This window comes from Sphingopyxis terrae subsp. terrae NBRC 15098, from assembly GCF_001598815.1.
Taxonomy (GTDB): domain Bacteria; phylum Pseudomonadota; class Alphaproteobacteria; order Sphingomonadales; family Sphingomonadaceae; genus Sphingopyxis; species Sphingopyxis terrae.
Map to the genome: position 1 here is coordinate 44,339 of NZ_BCZQ01000032.1, position 14,043 is coordinate 58,381.

Here is a 14,043-nt window from a genome sequence, read left to right on the forward strand (position 1 = left end):
ATCAGCTTCTCCTTTCATGTGCGTAGAAGAGCGGCAGCCACGCCGCAGGATCGTTGCCCGCTCGGGCAATGGCATCTTCCATGACCGCCAGAGTTTCGGCGCGGCCAGAAAGCACGGATAATTCATCGCCCATTCCGCCGAGATCGAGCTTCGCAACGATGGACGTGTGGCCCTGCTTGACGAGGAAGCAGCGGCTCTCCGGTGTCAGATCCTCGCGGATCAGGCGGTATTCCGCTTCCGTTAGGCCCAAACCGTCGCAATAGTCGGATTTCTTGGCATCGGAATTGGGCAGGAGGATCTTCGTCGCGGTCTGTTCGATGATCGAATGCGCAATCGGCGAGCGCAGGGCGTCAGCCGGGGATTGGGTGCCGAAGACCATGAACGCATTGCGCTTGCGGAAGGTCTTGAGACCGTCCTGTGCGAAGGCCCGGAAAGCGTCGTCCTGTAATGCCTTCCAGAACTCGTCGATGTCCACCACGACACGCTGGCCGTCCAGCAGCTCGTCGACCCGATGGAAAAGGTAGAGCATCATCGGCGTGCGGATTTCCGGGTTTTCGAGGAAGTCCGTCATGTCAAAACCGACGAAGCGGGCCGCCAGCGACACTTCATCGACCGGGCCATCGAACGCCCAGCCCAATGGGCCGCCCGAACACCAGCGTTCGAGCCGCGCACCGATGCCCTCCGCGTCCGAGTAGCTTAGCAACTCACGCAGATCGTGGAATGATCGCTTCTCGGCAGGGAGCTTCATCACCGCATCAAGGCCATCGTCGATCAGCTTCTCTTCGCCGACCGTGAGCGGCCGCCCTTCGCGCCGCACCAGCACGCGGATGAACTGGCGGAGAAACGCCATGTTTTCGTGTGTCGGCGAGAGACCCTTCAACGGGGCAAAACCCGTCGGTTCGCCGTTCCTCAAGGCCAGATAGGTGCCGCCACAGGCACGCACGAAGATCTCCGCGCCCCGGTCCTTGTCGAAAAAGACCTGCTTGGCCCCTGTCTTTTCAAGCTGTGCTTGCAGGAAGTTTTGCAGCACCGTCTTGCCTGCGCCGGTGGGGCCGATGATAAGCGTGTGGCCGATGTCCTGCCGGTGGAAATTAAACCAGAAGGACGAGCCGGCGCGCGTCTTGAGAAGCGTCACCGCCTCGCCCCAATGGTTCCCCGACTTGCGACCCGCAGGGAAGGTGTAGAACGGGCTGAGGGCTGCGAAATTGCGGCTGTTGATGACCGCAGGCCGCGCCCGCATTTTGAAATTGCCGGGAAGCTGCGCCCAAAACGCCGCTTCCAGCGCCACGTCCTCGCGGGCCATCACCATGCCGGTATCGGCCGCGGCGGAACGCGCAATGGAGAGTCGATCGAGCAGGCGCCGCTTGTCATCGTCCATCACCGCGATCGACAAATGATGCTCGCCCAGGACGAAGCGGTTCGCCATCAGATCATCGACGCCATCCAGCAGCTCCATGGCCTGACTGACGCCGGCATCGTCGGACGACACCATTTGCTTGTATTTTTTCGTGAAGCGCTCGCTCGCCACGGACTTTACCAGCGGCGCGAAGCTCTGCGTCAGCACGAACGGGAAATCGAGCGTCAGCAGGCTATTGAACTGCCCCGTCCGCGTCGTGGCGACATATTCGCGGACGCCGAACATACCGAGCCAGTGCGACTTGTCGGGGAGCCGAATTTCAGCGGCCTCGCGCCCGAAGATCACCCGCGACGTATAGAGGGCCTGCCCGAGCCGCCCGTTCAACAGCGGCACGCGGATGCGGTCGCCGGTCAGGATGAAGTGCAGCACCTCCATGGGTTGCGAGAAAAGGTTGCCGTTATGCTCGTAGAGCGAGAGCGGCGTCGGGCTTGTGTCCGCCAGCAGCGATTCAAAATCGCGGCATTTGTCTGCCATGATCGCGAGAGCGCGATCGTCAATCTCCGCACCGGGTTGGCGCTTGGCGAAAAGGCGTGTCACCTGGTCGCCGGCCATGTTCGAGGGCCGCACGATGATCGTGACGTAAAACTCGTTGTGGTAGAGAACCTTTTCCTTCAGCCGCTCCGCGTAACGCTCCTGTAGCGTGCGGGCGAAATCGGAATGGAACTCGCCTTCAAGGATAGGGTCCGTCGCCGTGCGGACGAGGTGCGTCCAGAGGGCAACCCGATCGTCACCGATCGAGCGCCACGCGATGTTGAGCTTGTTATGCCATGTGTTGAGATCGGCGATGTCGCTCGTCTCGAACGGCCGCCCGTCGACGCGATACATCCGCATGAGTGAGCCGTCTTCCAGCGCGACGATCGTGTCATCGACATGCCGCGTGTAGGGGATGAATTTGATGTCATCCGCTTCGCGAAGGGCGACCTGTTTGTGCTTCAGGGTGAATTTAGCCATTGCCGAATTGCTTCCGCTTCACGCCTTGGGACAGGCGGACGGGAGAGTAGCTCCCGCCCCCCCAGAATTTGCGGTTTTTGGAGAGAAATACGGTCTGAAACCAAAGGCCCCACAGCCGAAACGCATTGTAGTCGTAGTGGACTATCATGCGGGCCGGGAAGTAGAGCGCTCCGAACATGGCCAGGGGGAAGAAGGGATTGTGCATGATCCCCCAAAAAACCATGCAGACCATGATGATCGGCAGGATCGCCTCCAGCGGCAATCCCATGAACACCGATGGCCTGGTCAGGGCGAGAAAGACCTTATCCTCGGCCAGCTTGTCCATGTTAGCTGCCCGATCCGCCCATCCAGCCCACGATGGTCGCGGCCGAGAAGATGATGCCGATCCCGATCAGCACGGTGACGGCCCGCCCCCAATCCATGCGGCCGGTCAGCTTTGCATAGCCGACGGCCATCACGGCGATGATGCCGACCACGGACGCGATCGTGGTCATCCATGTCTTGATGGTCGTAAGGCCGCTCTCGATGGCGGTGCCGTCCGCAAGGGCCGGCTGCGCGATCGAGATGAGGGCCAGGGCGCCGGCGAAGCCGACGAGTTGGCGGGCGCGGCGATCGGACATCATCCGGCCCAACTTCGATGTGAATTTCATACGGTACTCCATGGCTGGAATTACCTCTCCAATGTTGGGGAGGACTGGACCGGCTCTATTCGCCGAACGGGAGCCGGTTCGCGGACCGACACATCAAGGCCGCGCCGAAGCACGTCCGAGATCATCTGCCGACTGTCACGGGTCTCCGACGCAACCTGCATCGCATCCCCTTTGAAGACCTCGGCGATATGCTGTTCCATGGCCGCCTGCGCCTGGAGCGCGTTGGCAAGGCGCGGTTCGGCCGCGATCGTGTCGGCAGCACCGTGGAGAAATAAGTCAGCCAGTTCCTCGCTATCGCGATGCCGCTTGGCCTCTTCTGATCGCTGGCGCTCCTCGCGAACGACCTGGGCGTCCCGCTCGGGCTGGGGCTGGCGATCCTGATCGCGTGTCGAACGCGCGACCGCCCGCTCCTCCTGAGCCCCATAGATCTGATCGACCAGCGCCGATGCCGTCTCGCGGACCGCGCGCGCACGCGGATCGCCGCTCGTCTCCAGCTCCCGGATTCCCCGCTCGAACACGCGCTCGACGATCGCCCGCTCGTCGAGCGCGGCCCTCTCGCCGGCTTCGCGAGCTGCGGCCGGAGAAGGTCTGCGCTGGGCGCTCGCATCGACTTCCGGGGAGCCGACGGCGCCATCGCTTTCCGATGCGGCGCTCGCGACCGTTTCCATGGCCTGCACGGCCCGCTCGGCGGTTTGGGCGGCGTTGGCCGGCGCTCCACGCGTCGCCGCTTCCTGCCTGCGCTCCTCTTCCCGGCTCCGCAGGCCCGCCATCCGCTCGGCTTCGGCGAACGACGGCTCGTAACCTTTGACCGTCAAACCGGCGCGGGAGCCGGCCTCCCATACCGCCTTGGTAAACTCGGGCGTCCCATGAACGTCAATCGTTTCCCAGCCATTATGCTGCGCGAGTCTGACCAGCGCAGCTATCGTTTCGGGATCTTCGTCGCGGGCGATGATCCGGTCATCGATGATTTCGAGCGACGGGTTCAACCGATCCCCGGCAAAGAACACGCCGAGGCGTCGATTGCCACCATCGGGGGATTCGACAACCCGCATGGAGTACCGCTTCGCCATATCGGGCGGGATCTCGAACGTGGACCGTTCGGGAGCGGCCTGCGCAAGCGCCGATTGGATGGACGCGCTTTGGGCGAGGCTTTCGGCAAGGTCTTTGCCGTGATCGGCCCCATGTTCGGCAATCACCACATCGGGAGCGCCTTCCGAACCGGGCCGGCTCAGCGCTGACATTTGCTCGGGCAGGCGAACGCCGCCCTGTCCGTCTATATGCGTGCCGACGCCCAGAGCCTCTTTGGCTTCCGGCGCCCTCGATTCCACCAGACGCTTGAAATCCGGGTCCGCCACCAGCTTCCGGGCGCGATCTTCGGCGAGCGGATCGCGGCTGTTGCCCGTGGTGGCAATCAAAGTCGCATCCTTCCCAGCATAGATCGCGACTTGCTCTTGGTCGCGATAGTCGGCGCTGGGAGAAAAGCTGCTGACCACGAGCCGCGTATCGGCGCGCGTGCTGGGCGCGATGGAATTGGTCTCGCTCATTTGAAGACCTCGATATCGTTGGAAGCAATTTGGCCGACCACCCAGCTATCGCGATCGTTCGCTGGCCCGTTATTCGAGGCCGGCGTGTCGCTCGCGGGCGTGGAAGGAACGGGGAGAGCTGGCGGCGCCTGGACGGAACCCAGCGCGGCCGCGGCCGACCACACGCGGCCGACATAGCCGTTGCGAAATCCCCGCGTCAGCGTTCCGGTATTGTAGAGCGAATAGGTCGCGGAGATCGCATCGAGGCCCGTGTAATGCCGGGTTGCCAGACCATAGCCTTCTTGCAGCACAGCGGAAGCGAGCCGCAGATTGGTGCAAGGATCGAACACCTCTTCGACCGAGACCCCGAGGCGCGCGAAATTGGCCGAATTGACCTGGGCCAAGCCGACATCGACGGTGTAGCCAGCAGCGACATAGCGACGGACGATCGCTGCGCCTTCAGCGACGGAGCCGGCACGAACGCGCGGCCCCTTGTTGACGTTGATCTTGAGGGAGTCGCCGCTACTCTCCGTCATGACGAGCGGCACAACCGCTTCGGTCGCGATTTCCGGCGCGCATTGCTGCGCCAGCGTGGCAATGGCGGCGACCGCGTAGATCATTGCTGTGTCACCGTCTGGTATCGCGTGTCGAGCGCGTAGCTCGACACGGCACCGTCTGACTGCGTGACCGTCAGATTATAGCCGTGCTTCACCTTCTTGGTGCGAATGCCGACGCCCGTGCATGTCGGGAACGAGCCGCCCATGGCGAGGACATTCCAGAGCTTCGTGATAGGCGGGACGCACTGCGCATATTTCGTGGGGGAGCCGGGGGTGGCGAGGCAGAGAACCACCTGGCAACCCCAATCCGACGCATAGGCCGGTTGCGGCGCGGCGACCGCCACAATCCCAGCGCCGCACAAGGAAAGCGCCCCCGAGGCGCCCCCCAGCTTGTTCAACAATCGCCCGATCATGAACCACCTCCATGAGATACGCGCCACTCTTCCGCCGCGAATACGTCCCATCGGGGCGGCGCTTTCTCGGTGGGTTGCAGGGCCGACACGGGCGCGGAGGGCGCATCGGTTCCAGAGATTGCAGATGGACGGCGAACGTCGGCACTGGCGACATTGACGATCCAGTCCTCGTCCTCTTCGACGGGCCGGATGCGGTCGATGACCTGTCCAGGGCGCGCGAACGCGATATGCCAATGATTGGAGTGACCCCGATCCCCCGGCCCAAGCAGCTCTATGAGCCGGATGCCGCTTTGCCCCATAAGGGCGCGGATTTGGTCGCGCGTGATCGAGTTGACGCCGGCAGCAGGGACGAAATCCACGGCTTGCCCGAATTTGTGCCAGCTATAACGCGCCCCGTATGTCGCGTTCATGGGCCTGATTGTGTCGGTGATGCGGGCGGCAAACGCCCGCCGTAGCAGCGCTGTTACCCCCGATACCGTAGCCGTGGTGGGGATGGAGGCCCGTTGCGAACCATCATCGACCTGCGCCAGCGCGCACGGGTCGAACACGGATGCCGGAGTGATGCCGTATGTCGCGAAGTCCCGGCCCTTGATCGCAAGCGGTCCGGCATCGAAGTCCGCGCCGAGCGCAAGCAGATCACGCACTGTCGCTTCTGCGTCGGCCTCATTGTCGGGCTGACGGGTCAGCGAGGCGCCCGTGTGAACGATGATCGCGTAGGGCGGTGCCGGGGTGGTCACGGCAGCGCCCAACCCTGCTGCGCAGAGCTGAATCGCCTTTGCCGTAAGCACCGCTGGAAGCATGAACGCCTGCTCCGTCAGATACAGTCCATAAAAAATAGTGGACGATACTGACGATCATGGCAACACTCAATCGCATCCGGGGAATTGGATTTTGAGCCGTTACGAAGGTGTGTTCATCTCCCCTCCCCTCGTTCACCATGTTGCCGAGACAGCAAGCCTAGCATAGAAAACATGGCTTTTAGGGGAGCCGGAGCCTTTGGGCTGACGGCCCCTTTCGGTGAGGCGTATCGCGCAAAGGGCAGAAGATTGAGAACAACCGTCGCTTTCCTTGCGGAAACACCCGGTTCGGCGACCCTGGAAGATCAAAAGGCGGTCCTAAGCCCTGATGACATCGTTGTGGAGGCGGGGAAAAAGAGTTTCAACCAGCTCGGCGAACTGCTCGCACGCAACGGCATCAAGCTCGCCTCTGGAGATCGGATCAAGGTCTTCGACCTATCATGCCTGGCGCTTTCAACGAACATGCTCATTCGCGTGCTGGCTAAGACGTTGCGTGCCGGCATCAGCGTTGAGATCGTGTCACAAAAGCTTGTCATCGAACCCGGTGCGACAAGCGAGATGCACGTTTTGCTTGATACCCTGGACGGCCATTACAGGCATATCCATGGTATCAAGACCCACCCGGCAGACACCGCGCCCCAGGGTCGCAAACGCCTTCTCGATCCCGACAAACTTCCCGAGATAAGGGCAAAGCTCGACAAGCCGGGAGCGACCGCGACCGACGTGGCGCAGGAGCTAGGAGTCGCGAGATCCACGCTTTTCAACTACCTCGAACGATACGACAGGGAGCGGCGCATCAGTCGGGGCAAGAAGGTTGTAAAGGGGGGTGTTGAGGGCCGCGGCGATGATGCTCATGTCCCGAAGCGTGATGCGGATAAAAGACCCGTTTAGCATATTCTGGATACGCTTGGCCGGGATTGCGCTACGCTCGGCCAGTTCTTCAGTCGAAATCCCGGTCTCATTAAGCAACACTTTCACACGATCCCCGAATCGGGACCGCAAAACGACGCCTTTAGCCACACAAACTCCCTCGGTTCCCCCCCGATAGGCCCCTGTGGTTCGGTCGCGACCTCTTCTTCCGTGGCGTCTCGTGAGGTGGCGCCGATTGATCTATGTGTGTCTAATTCATGTCGCGACCGCAGTGCAATGATATTCCGTCGCAATAAGTATGTTCATTTTGGAGGGTTTTTGGCGCTTTCCTCGTCACATGGGCGGATCATATCCCATGCCTCAGCGCCTACGGCTTCCGCCAGCTTGACCATCATGTCGAGGGTAGGATTGGCTCTTCCGCGCTCGATGAAGGAAATATATGCAGCCGTGATGCCGGTCTGCTCGAACAGTTGCGCTTGCGTATAGCCGAGCGAGAGTCGGCGTTCCTTCAGCCGCTTCCCGAAAAGCTGCGCAGCAGGTGTTCCAACCTCCTCCAGTTGGAGATACTTCGGCATCCAAAAGGTCTCTATCGGTGCGACATCACGGCCGATTGGCCGTGTTCTCAATGCTACAGCTTATATCGGGAACGGTTCGTCGCGCGAGAAAAATTAATTTACAGCATCGCGTGCGGGAGCGTTTGACAGAATCGTCATTCGCTCATTAATTGGACTCATGGCACGCCCGCGCACCAAGACTCGGAGAATGACCGTAAAGGAGCTTGTCCGGCAACAGCGGGGCGAGCTTTATGCGACAGGGCACCAGAATCTCAACATGGCGCTGCCTTCGGGGCTGATCGACGAGATCGACACCTTGAAGAAGCGGTATCGGCTGCGCTCTCGCGATGCCGTCGTCGCCCGGATCATCCGCAAGTGCATGGCGACCGTCAGTCCCGACGACTTCGTGCAGCGTGCGGCCGATGGCGATGCGACGCTGCGCCGCATTTCGCCGATCGTCGCGAACGAACTGGCTGACTATGTGCAGCAGGTTCAACGCCGCTTTCGGAATATGCCTTATGGCCCTGTCTTCGAAATGATTTTCGCCGAGATTGGCAGCGACCTTTCCAACCCTGCTGTCCAGCTTGAACTCATCCAAGGCGGTGAGCAGTGATGGTGAGCCGCTCGGCCTCGATCGCGGCCGAGCGCGTGCAGTTAGAGTCGGCCGGAATGGTTCTCGAAAGCACGAAGATCGCCTCCCCGTTCGTGCTTTCGGGGACCATTAGAAAGGCGGCGCCGGCATGACGACGCTCCCTACGACTCAGGGCGAGCTTTTCAGCCTTGATAGCCCGTTGCTCACCGAGGTCCGCGGCGAGCGATCATTGATGGCCTATCCATTCTTTGCGCTGACTAAAACGGCGTGGATGAAGCCGCTGGCCTATAGGACGGACGCCGTTTCCATCGAGATTGGGCCGGGTCCGCGCGGTGTCGCGACTATCTACGACAAGGAAGTCCTGCTTTATATTGCGAGTCTGCTTGTAGCAAAGCTCGACTCGGGCGAGAAAGTCTCGCAGGACTTCTACTTTACCGCGCACGACCTGTTTCGCGTAACCGGGGTCAACAGCTCAGCCCGATCCTACGCCCGCCTATCGGACGCGCTTGAGCGTCTGCAAGGCACGCAGATCAAGACCAACATCGAGGCTGGTGGCGAGGGCGAGGCGGGTTTCTTCTCCTGGCTCTCCGAAGCGCGGTTGACCTATACCAAGACGCGCACCGGCGATCGGCGTCTCAAGGCGGTCCGCGTCCGGCTCTGCGACTGGCTCTATCGCGCGATCTTGCGTGACCGGGAAGTTCTCGATTACTCGCCGAATTACTTTCAGATCGGGCCTGTTGAACGCCGTCTTTATGAAGTCGCGCGCGCTTCGTGCGCAAATGGCGCTATTGACGTCGATATCGAAGACCTACGTCTGCAAATTGGGTATCAAAATCCCGTAAAGAATTTTCGCCATGCTTTGAAGGGCATAGCGGAAGAGGACTCTATACCCGATTATCGCATCGTATTAGGTGATAATACCAACGAGGACGTTAAGAGAAAGCGCGGCCCTCGCGCCGGCTCCGCCAAGGTGACGATCATCCCGAGGACCACCGCACCCCCATGCTGATCGCGGTGCGCCTGGCTAGTGATTCGGTCAAACCCGATAGCCGCGCACAGAATGGTTCTCGAAAGCACGAACAAACGGTTCTCGAAAGCACGAAGGGGGCGCCTTTCGGTTTCCGAAAGCACGAGTTTTTGTGCCTTCGGTTCTCGAAAGCACGAGTTTCCGATGCTTCCGCGCTCCCGCGCGGGCTGTCATTCATTGTCATGAAATTGCGGGGCCGAAGGGCGGCCCCCGCCAATCCAAGGGGTATGTGGGCCGTGAGCACATAAACGAATGCCCGGCACGAAGGCCGGGCACCCGATGAACTAGGAGCATCGTCGCCAAACGATGCCAAGGGCCATCAGACAGCCCCTCTCCTAGAGCATTTCGAGCGCAGGCTCAAGGGATGCGCGATTCGCGCCACGCATCTGCTTTGTTCGCTGACGGCCCCTTGCACGAGGGGACGAACGATGGACTTTACCCTGCGACAATCGACGGTGCCGGCTGACTCCGTGGTGGACGAGCTGCGCGCCGAAGGGATTTCCTACGAAGACATTCGCACCGCACTGGACTTGCAGGCTACCCAGCGGCAGTCCGGCGTGCCGGTTCTGCCCCTGCGCGTGATATGTGGGCTTGAGCAGCACAAGAGCACCAGCAGCAATGTCCTCCTCAACGCGACCCGCGCGATCGTCGGCACCCCCAAGGGGGGGCGGCCGACTGGCGGGCTCCACATCACGCGCCGCAAAATATGGGCGAACAGCGTCCGGACCGAAAGCGCCGAGGAGGCCGACTTCGCCCAGCGCCTCGGGAACGATCTTCGCAAGCGGCTCTATGTCGCCGGCGAGCTGACCTTCAACCTTGGTCGCAAGCTGGCGAGCGAAGCCCGCGCTGGCCTGCGTACCCTTACGGAGAGGGAGGAGGCCCTGGTTCAATTCACGCAGTCGTGTCAGCGCGTCCTCACGGCCATGCTGCGGCGTGAGCAGGGCCGAAAAGGCTGGCTGACCCCCGATTATGAGGCGATCATGTCGTGGACCGGCCTCTCGCGTTCGACCGTGCATCGCTCGCTCGGCATCCTGAAGGCGATCGGCCTGGTCGACTGGATCAGGCGCTTCATCTACTCGCGTGACGACACGAACGGCGCGCGCTCCGAGCAGACCTCCAACCTTTATCGCTTCGCGCTTCCCCAATGGCTGGCGAAGCTGATCGGCCTTCACGTCCCCATCCCTGACGACGAGGAGGTGCGCCGCGAAACCGTTCTGGAGGATCATGCGGCGATGCTCGCCAATACGTCGGGCGGCGAACGGCGTCGGCTGATGCCTGAAGATCCCAAGGCCCGCACCGACCTCGCCAATGCCGCCTTCCGGCTCGATCAGCGTCAACGTCTCGAACTCGCAGCCCGTGAGTGTCAGAAAAACACTGCTCCTCTTAGGAAGTCTATATATTCTAAGAAGGGAGAAGCGGAATCGGCCTGGACGGCCGATACGTTTAGCCCTGACGGGCCCCGCCTAGCCTAACCGCATCGCCAAAACCGCAACCTCACCGACTGGATCAACTGTCGGACCGTCGCCTGCGGCGCCGGAATGCTCCCCAGCGGGAGCAAGCGGCTTGACCTGCGCTCAAATGGCGACCGTCGTGGCTCCCGATCGTCGAAATCGGGATCGAAGGCGACGAGATCGCGCGTTTGATAGGCCAGAGGGAAATACTGGCGCTCAATTTCGCGCTCGGACGCGCCTCGGCGGATCGCCATCCCATCACCCGTCGGCGAAAAATCTCTGTCCATTTTCGTCCTATATTGTTATTTGGACACCATGACGCACACGCCGGAAACAGCAGCGCGTAAGATCGTCGCGGACCTGAAGGGCACATGGCATCGCAAGCATGGCATGGTCCGGTGCCCCGCGCACGCTGACAAGACGGCTTCGCTGTCCGTCACGCCGGGCCGCAAGGCAGTCCTTTTCCATTGTTTCGCCGGCTGCACCCAGGACGAGATCATCTCGGCGCTGCGCGACCAGCGTATCAATCCGGCGATCGACGCGCCCAGCTCGGCGCCGGAAGCCCCCGCGCGCGACCTCACTCCGCTCGCCGAGGATATTTGGACCCGCGCCATGCCGATCGCCGGCACCCCGGCCCAGCTCTACGCGGACGGGCGCGGCATCGGCCACACCACGATCGCCCGATATTCGCCAAGCGTCATGACCTATGAGCGAGGCCGCAGATTGCTCCTGCCGGCGCTGCTCGTACCGATGCACGAGGGCCGGAGATTTCGGGCGCTCCTGCGCATATTCATCGATCGCGATGGCCAGAAGGCCCGCGCCCTGGAGGAGCCCAAGCGCACGCTCGCCGACCCGCGCGGCAGTGTCGTCCAGATCGGCGCCCCGCCCGATGATACGATGAACCTGGCCGAAGGCTATGAGGACGCCGAATCCGCGATCGTGCTCAACGACCTTTCCGGCTGCGCGGCCGTGTGCGGCGTCGAACGCTATCGCGAGATCTACATTCCCGACCATGTGCGTCGCATCGTGATTTACTCGCAGCACGGAAAGGCCGCGGCCGAGGGGATCGAGCGCGGCCGGGAAAACCTCACCCGCAATGGCCGATCGGTGGTCATCGTCCCCCCTCCCCCCCGTTGCGACTGGAACGACGCCTTGATGGCGAAGCTGGCTGCCCGCGCTTGAGAGCGCGGGCGCTTCTCGGCGGCTTCGCGATACTCGTGGCCGTTATGCTTTGGCACCGGCCTTCGGCCGATCACCGTGCCCCACGGCCGAACGATCCGACCGGCTGCGCCGCGACAGGAGCGACGCAATTTTGTGATGCCGTCGCCGGCTTCTCAAAATCGCTCCGCAGTCCGATCTTGCCCTTCAATCGCGCGAGCATCCTTCCGCCCCCCGAAGTCACCGGCGCCGTCGATCCGGCCATCAATCAGGCCAATATCGACGCCACGATTTGCCGGCCCGGATATGCGAAAGCGGCGCGGCCTCCCTATTCGATCACCGGGCCGATGAAGCGCCGCCTTATGGATCAGCAGCATCCTGGCGAAAGCATGGCTAACTATGAGCTTGACCACCTGATCCCCATTTCCATCGGCGGCGCTCCGCTCGACATGAAGGATTTGTGGCTGCAACCGCGTCTCGGGCAGGCGAACGCGGCGGACAAGAACGTCCTGGCGTATGTGCTTTGGCGGTTGGTCTGCACGCATCAGGTGCCACTCGAAACCGCGCAACAGGCAATTAGCCGGGATTGGACGAAGGCGTATCAGACCTACGCAACGCCGGAAAACATCGCGAAATACCATTTCCGTCATGATGAACAGCGAGCGGATTAGCTCAATTATTTCCCGTTTTCTTCGTGTCATTTGTTGAAGGAGGAGAAGACTATGCCGAGGAACATCGCAGAATTTCGGGTTATCGGGAATGTGGGCAATAAGCGCGAGCGCGACAAGGTGACGTATGTAAGCGTCGGCGCGACCTACAATCGCCGGGATGGTGAGGAGTGGAAGAGCGAGACGCTCTGGAATAGCGTGGTGTGCTTCTCAAATGTCGCCCAGCAGGCCGCAAATGCGGAGAAGGGAGACCTGGTGCATGTGACGGGCCGCGTGCGCGAAAGCAGCCATGGTGAGCCCGACAATCTGCAATATCGGACGGAATTGATCGCCGATACCTTCTCGATCCTGGCAAAGTCCGACAAGCAGGATCAGGATCAGCAATAAGATGCAAGGGCGGGGGCGGCCTTCGGCACGGCTCTATCTACGCTGCGCTCCGACCGAACCCGCAAGCGGTTTCGTCCCATCCGGGTGACGATCCTCGCCTGAAACGGACGGCAAGCCTTCGGGCTTGCCGGCTCCCTATTCCCGCCTGCCCAGAGAGTGCAGCGGTTCTCGAAAGCACGAACGAGGTGAAGCGAGATCCGCGTCGCGGATCGCGGCGCTGATGTGCGCGGCCCCAAGTTGGCCGCGGCCGTGACGCTGCGCGGCAGAATGCCGCAATACCGACGGCACCGCTTTGGCGGCGCTGAGGATGAAGGGGGCGCCGCCCCCCTCTGTGCAAGGGCTGGACCGTCTCCGCGCGTGACGCGCTCCGCTTGGCGATCGGGGCGGTCTCCCCACCCTTCCGCGCCTGCGGCTTGTGCAGGGCGGGCGATCCCCCTCCCCCCCGATCGGCCCCATTTGCCCATTCACCCCCCGCTCTCGGCGAGGGCCAGAAGTCGATGTGAGCCATCGCCTTCGGCTCTATTCCAGAAAGGGAAACACCATGCAGAACGCTCCCGACCGCGCCGCGCATATCGAACGCATCGCCGCGCTGAACGACACGTTGCGGGCTAACATTACGAAGCCGACCGGCCTTGATCGCATCGTCATGACGGCGGGGATCGCCGGGGGCATCGGCGACGTGACGACGTGGAGCGGATGGCGCAAGCGGGCCGAGCTGCTCCGGACTGTGCGCGATTTTGACGCCTTCAGCCCTGACAGCCCCGAGCGGGATTTCGGACGGTTCGAGTGGCAGGAAGCCGTCTGCTATTTCAAAATCGACTATTACGACCCCTCTCTTGAGTGGGGATCGGCGAACCCGGCTGACCCGGCAGTCACAGCCCGCGTCCTGACGATCATGTGGGCCTACGAATACTGATAGACCGGCGCGGGCGGCCCCCTCGCCGCCCCGCCTTTCCCAAAGGAAAGGAATCTCCCATGCCGCAGGCATTGACCAGCCCCGAGGGCATTCCGCTCGCGACCGTCCTACG

The 14,043-nt window shown here is 62.0% G+C and carries 16 protein-coding genes and 1 pseudogene; 8 read left to right on the plus strand and 9 right to left on the minus strand.

All coding sequences use genetic code 11. The features are described 5' to 3' along the window. Window position 1: 1 nt before the first annotated feature. Genes STE01S_RS16730 through STE01S_RS16760 form a run of 7 tightly spaced genes read right to left on the minus strand, consistent with a single transcriptional unit; the run spans window position 2 to window position 6,311 of the window. Window positions 2-2,368 (minus strand): VirB4 family type IV secretion/conjugal transfer ATPase, encoded by a 2,367-nt coding sequence (locus tag STE01S_RS16730; RefSeq protein ID WP_017980859.1) that lies wholly within the window; start codon window positions 2,366-2,368, stop codon window positions 2-4. Further along, window positions 2,361-2,693 carry a VirB3 family type IV secretion system protein gene (locus tag STE01S_RS16735; RefSeq protein ID WP_017980860.1) on the minus strand — a complete coding sequence of 111 codons (333 nt, stop codon included), beginning with the start codon at window positions 2,691-2,693 and terminating at the stop codon, window positions 2,361-2,363. The genes STE01S_RS16730 and STE01S_RS16735 overlap by 8 nt, the downstream gene beginning before the upstream one ends. 1 nt (window position 2,694) lies before the next feature. Next, entirely contained in the window at window positions 2,695-3,018 is a 324-nt protein-coding gene (locus STE01S_RS16740) for a TrbC/VirB2 family protein (RefSeq protein ID WP_017980861.1), read from the minus strand. A gap of 20 nt (window positions 3,019-3,038) precedes the next feature. Beyond that, entirely contained in the window at window positions 3,039-4,562 is a 1,524-nt protein-coding gene (locus STE01S_RS16745) for an LPD7 domain-containing protein (RefSeq protein ID WP_017980862.1), read from the minus strand. Beyond that, window positions 4,559-5,161 carry a lytic transglycosylase domain-containing protein gene (locus tag STE01S_RS16750; RefSeq protein WP_017980863.1) on the minus strand — a complete coding sequence of 201 codons (603 nt, stop codon included), beginning with the start codon at window positions 5,159-5,161 and terminating at the stop codon, window positions 4,559-4,561. Before STE01S_RS16750 ends, STE01S_RS16745 begins: the two co-directional genes overlap by 4 nt. Next, window positions 5,158-5,511, minus strand: a complete 354-nt coding sequence (locus STE01S_RS16755) for a hypothetical protein (RefSeq protein WP_017980864.1) — start codon at window positions 5,509-5,511, stop codon at window positions 5,158-5,160. The genes STE01S_RS16750 and STE01S_RS16755 overlap by 4 nt, the downstream gene beginning before the upstream one ends. Further along, entirely contained in the window at window positions 5,508-6,311 is an 804-nt protein-coding gene (locus STE01S_RS16760) for a lysozyme family protein (protein ID WP_024310572.1), read from the minus strand. The genes STE01S_RS16755 and STE01S_RS16760 overlap by 4 nt, the downstream gene beginning before the upstream one ends. A 246-nt stretch (window positions 6,312-6,557) precedes the next feature. Here STE01S_RS16760 and STE01S_RS20885 point away from each other — a divergent pair, with 246 nt between their 5' ends. Further along, a complete protein-coding gene (locus STE01S_RS20885; protein WP_026151881.1) occupies window positions 6,558-7,199 on the plus strand; it encodes a helix-turn-helix domain-containing protein in 642 nt (213 codons plus the stop codon). Here the strand turns inward: STE01S_RS20885 and STE01S_RS21040 are convergent. Beyond that, window positions 7,188-7,328: pseudogene (locus STE01S_RS21040) on the minus strand (hypothetical protein); the annotation flags it as partial. The gene STE01S_RS20885 and the pseudogene STE01S_RS21040 sit on opposite strands and share 12 nt — an antisense overlap. Window positions 7,329-7,480: 152 nt before the next feature. Then, complete coding sequence (locus STE01S_RS16770; protein WP_017980866.1) at window positions 7,481-7,753, minus strand: helix-turn-helix domain-containing protein; 273 nt, start codon at window positions 7,751-7,753, stop codon at window positions 7,481-7,483. A gap of 157 nt (window positions 7,754-7,910) precedes the next feature. Here STE01S_RS16770 and STE01S_RS16775 point away from each other — a divergent pair, with 157 nt between their 5' ends. The 7 genes from STE01S_RS16775 (at window position 7,911) to STE01S_RS16810 (ending at window position 13,931) form a co-directional block, all read left to right on the plus strand. Further along, on the plus strand, window positions 7,911-8,345 hold the full coding sequence (locus STE01S_RS16775; protein WP_120694215.1) for a hypothetical protein: 435 nt from the start codon (window positions 7,911-7,913) through the stop codon (window positions 8,343-8,345). A gap of 127 nt (window positions 8,346-8,472) precedes the next feature. Beyond that, complete coding sequence (locus tag STE01S_RS16780) at window positions 8,473-9,333, plus strand: replication initiator protein A (RefSeq protein ID WP_017980869.1); 861 nt, start codon at window positions 8,473-8,475, stop codon at window positions 9,331-9,333. A gap of 446 nt (window positions 9,334-9,779) precedes the next feature. Then, window positions 9,780-10,823 (plus strand): hypothetical protein, encoded by a 1,044-nt coding sequence (locus STE01S_RS16785; RefSeq protein WP_017980870.1) that lies wholly within the window; start codon window positions 9,780-9,782, stop codon window positions 10,821-10,823. 294 nt (window positions 10,824-11,117) lie between these two features. Beyond that, complete coding sequence (locus STE01S_RS16795) at window positions 11,118-11,984, plus strand: DUF7146 domain-containing protein (protein ID WP_017980872.1); 867 nt, start codon at window positions 11,118-11,120, stop codon at window positions 11,982-11,984. A gap of 44 nt (window positions 11,985-12,028) precedes the next feature. Then, on the plus strand, window positions 12,029-12,631 hold the full coding sequence (locus STE01S_RS16800) for a hypothetical protein (protein ID WP_021233334.1): 603 nt from the start codon (window positions 12,029-12,031) through the stop codon (window positions 12,629-12,631). A 51-nt stretch (window positions 12,632-12,682) separates the two neighbouring features. Then, entirely contained in the window at window positions 12,683-13,015 is a 333-nt protein-coding gene (locus STE01S_RS16805) for a single-stranded DNA-binding protein (RefSeq protein ID WP_020486683.1), read from the plus strand. Between the two features lie 541 nt (window positions 13,016-13,556). Beyond that, the gene (locus STE01S_RS16810) at window positions 13,557-13,931 is read left to right on the plus strand and encodes a DUF3768 domain-containing protein (RefSeq protein ID WP_017980875.1); all 375 of its coding nucleotides are present in this window, start codon (window positions 13,557-13,559) and stop codon (window positions 13,929-13,931) included. Window positions 13,932-14,043 lie beyond the last annotated feature (112 nt).

Excerpts from the sequence above, each read along its gene's own strand:
- STE01S_RS16730 (WP_017980859.1), bottom strand. The coding sequence starts at position 2,368 with ATGGCTAAATTCACCCTGAAGCACAAACAGGTCGCCCTTCGCGAAGCG.
- STE01S_RS16735 (WP_017980860.1), bottom strand. The coding sequence starts at position 2,693 with ATGGACAAGCTGGCCGAGGATAAGGTCTTTCTCGCCCTGACCAGGCCA.
- STE01S_RS16740 (WP_017980861.1), bottom strand. The coding sequence starts at position 3,018 with ATGAAATTCACATCGAAGTTGGGCCGGATGATGTCCGATCGCCGCGCC.
- STE01S_RS16745 (WP_017980862.1), bottom strand. The coding sequence starts at position 4,562 with ATGAGCGAGACCAATTCCATCGCGCCCAGCACGCGCGCCGATACGCGG.
- STE01S_RS16750 (WP_017980863.1), bottom strand. The coding sequence starts at position 5,161 with ATGATCTACGCGGTCGCCGCCATTGCCACGCTGGCGCAGCAATGCGCG.
- STE01S_RS16755 (WP_017980864.1), bottom strand. The coding sequence starts at position 5,511 with ATGATCGGGCGATTGTTGAACAAGCTGGGGGGCGCCTCGGGGGCGCTT.
- STE01S_RS16760 (WP_024310572.1), bottom strand. The coding sequence starts at position 6,311 with ATGCTTCCAGCGGTGCTTACGGCAAAGGCGATTCAGCTCTGCGCAGCA.
- STE01S_RS16770 (WP_017980866.1), bottom strand. The coding sequence starts at position 7,753 with ATGCCGAAGTATCTCCAACTGGAGGAGGTTGGAACACCTGCTGCGCAG.
- STE01S_RS16775 (WP_120694215.1), top strand. The coding sequence starts at position 7,911 with ATGGCACGCCCGCGCACCAAGACTCGGAGAATGACCGTAAAGGAGCTT.
- STE01S_RS16780 (WP_017980869.1), top strand. The coding sequence starts at position 8,473 with ATGACGACGCTCCCTACGACTCAGGGCGAGCTTTTCAGCCTTGATAGC.
- STE01S_RS16785 (WP_017980870.1), top strand. The coding sequence starts at position 9,780 with ATGGACTTTACCCTGCGACAATCGACGGTGCCGGCTGACTCCGTGGTG.
- STE01S_RS16795 (WP_017980872.1), top strand. The coding sequence starts at position 11,118 with ATGACGCACACGCCGGAAACAGCAGCGCGTAAGATCGTCGCGGACCTG.
- STE01S_RS16800 (WP_021233334.1), top strand. The coding sequence starts at position 12,029 with ATGCTTTGGCACCGGCCTTCGGCCGATCACCGTGCCCCACGGCCGAAC.
- STE01S_RS16805 (WP_020486683.1), top strand. The coding sequence starts at position 12,683 with ATGCCGAGGAACATCGCAGAATTTCGGGTTATCGGGAATGTGGGCAAT.
- STE01S_RS16810 (WP_017980875.1), top strand. The coding sequence starts at position 13,557 with ATGCAGAACGCTCCCGACCGCGCCGCGCATATCGAACGCATCGCCGCG.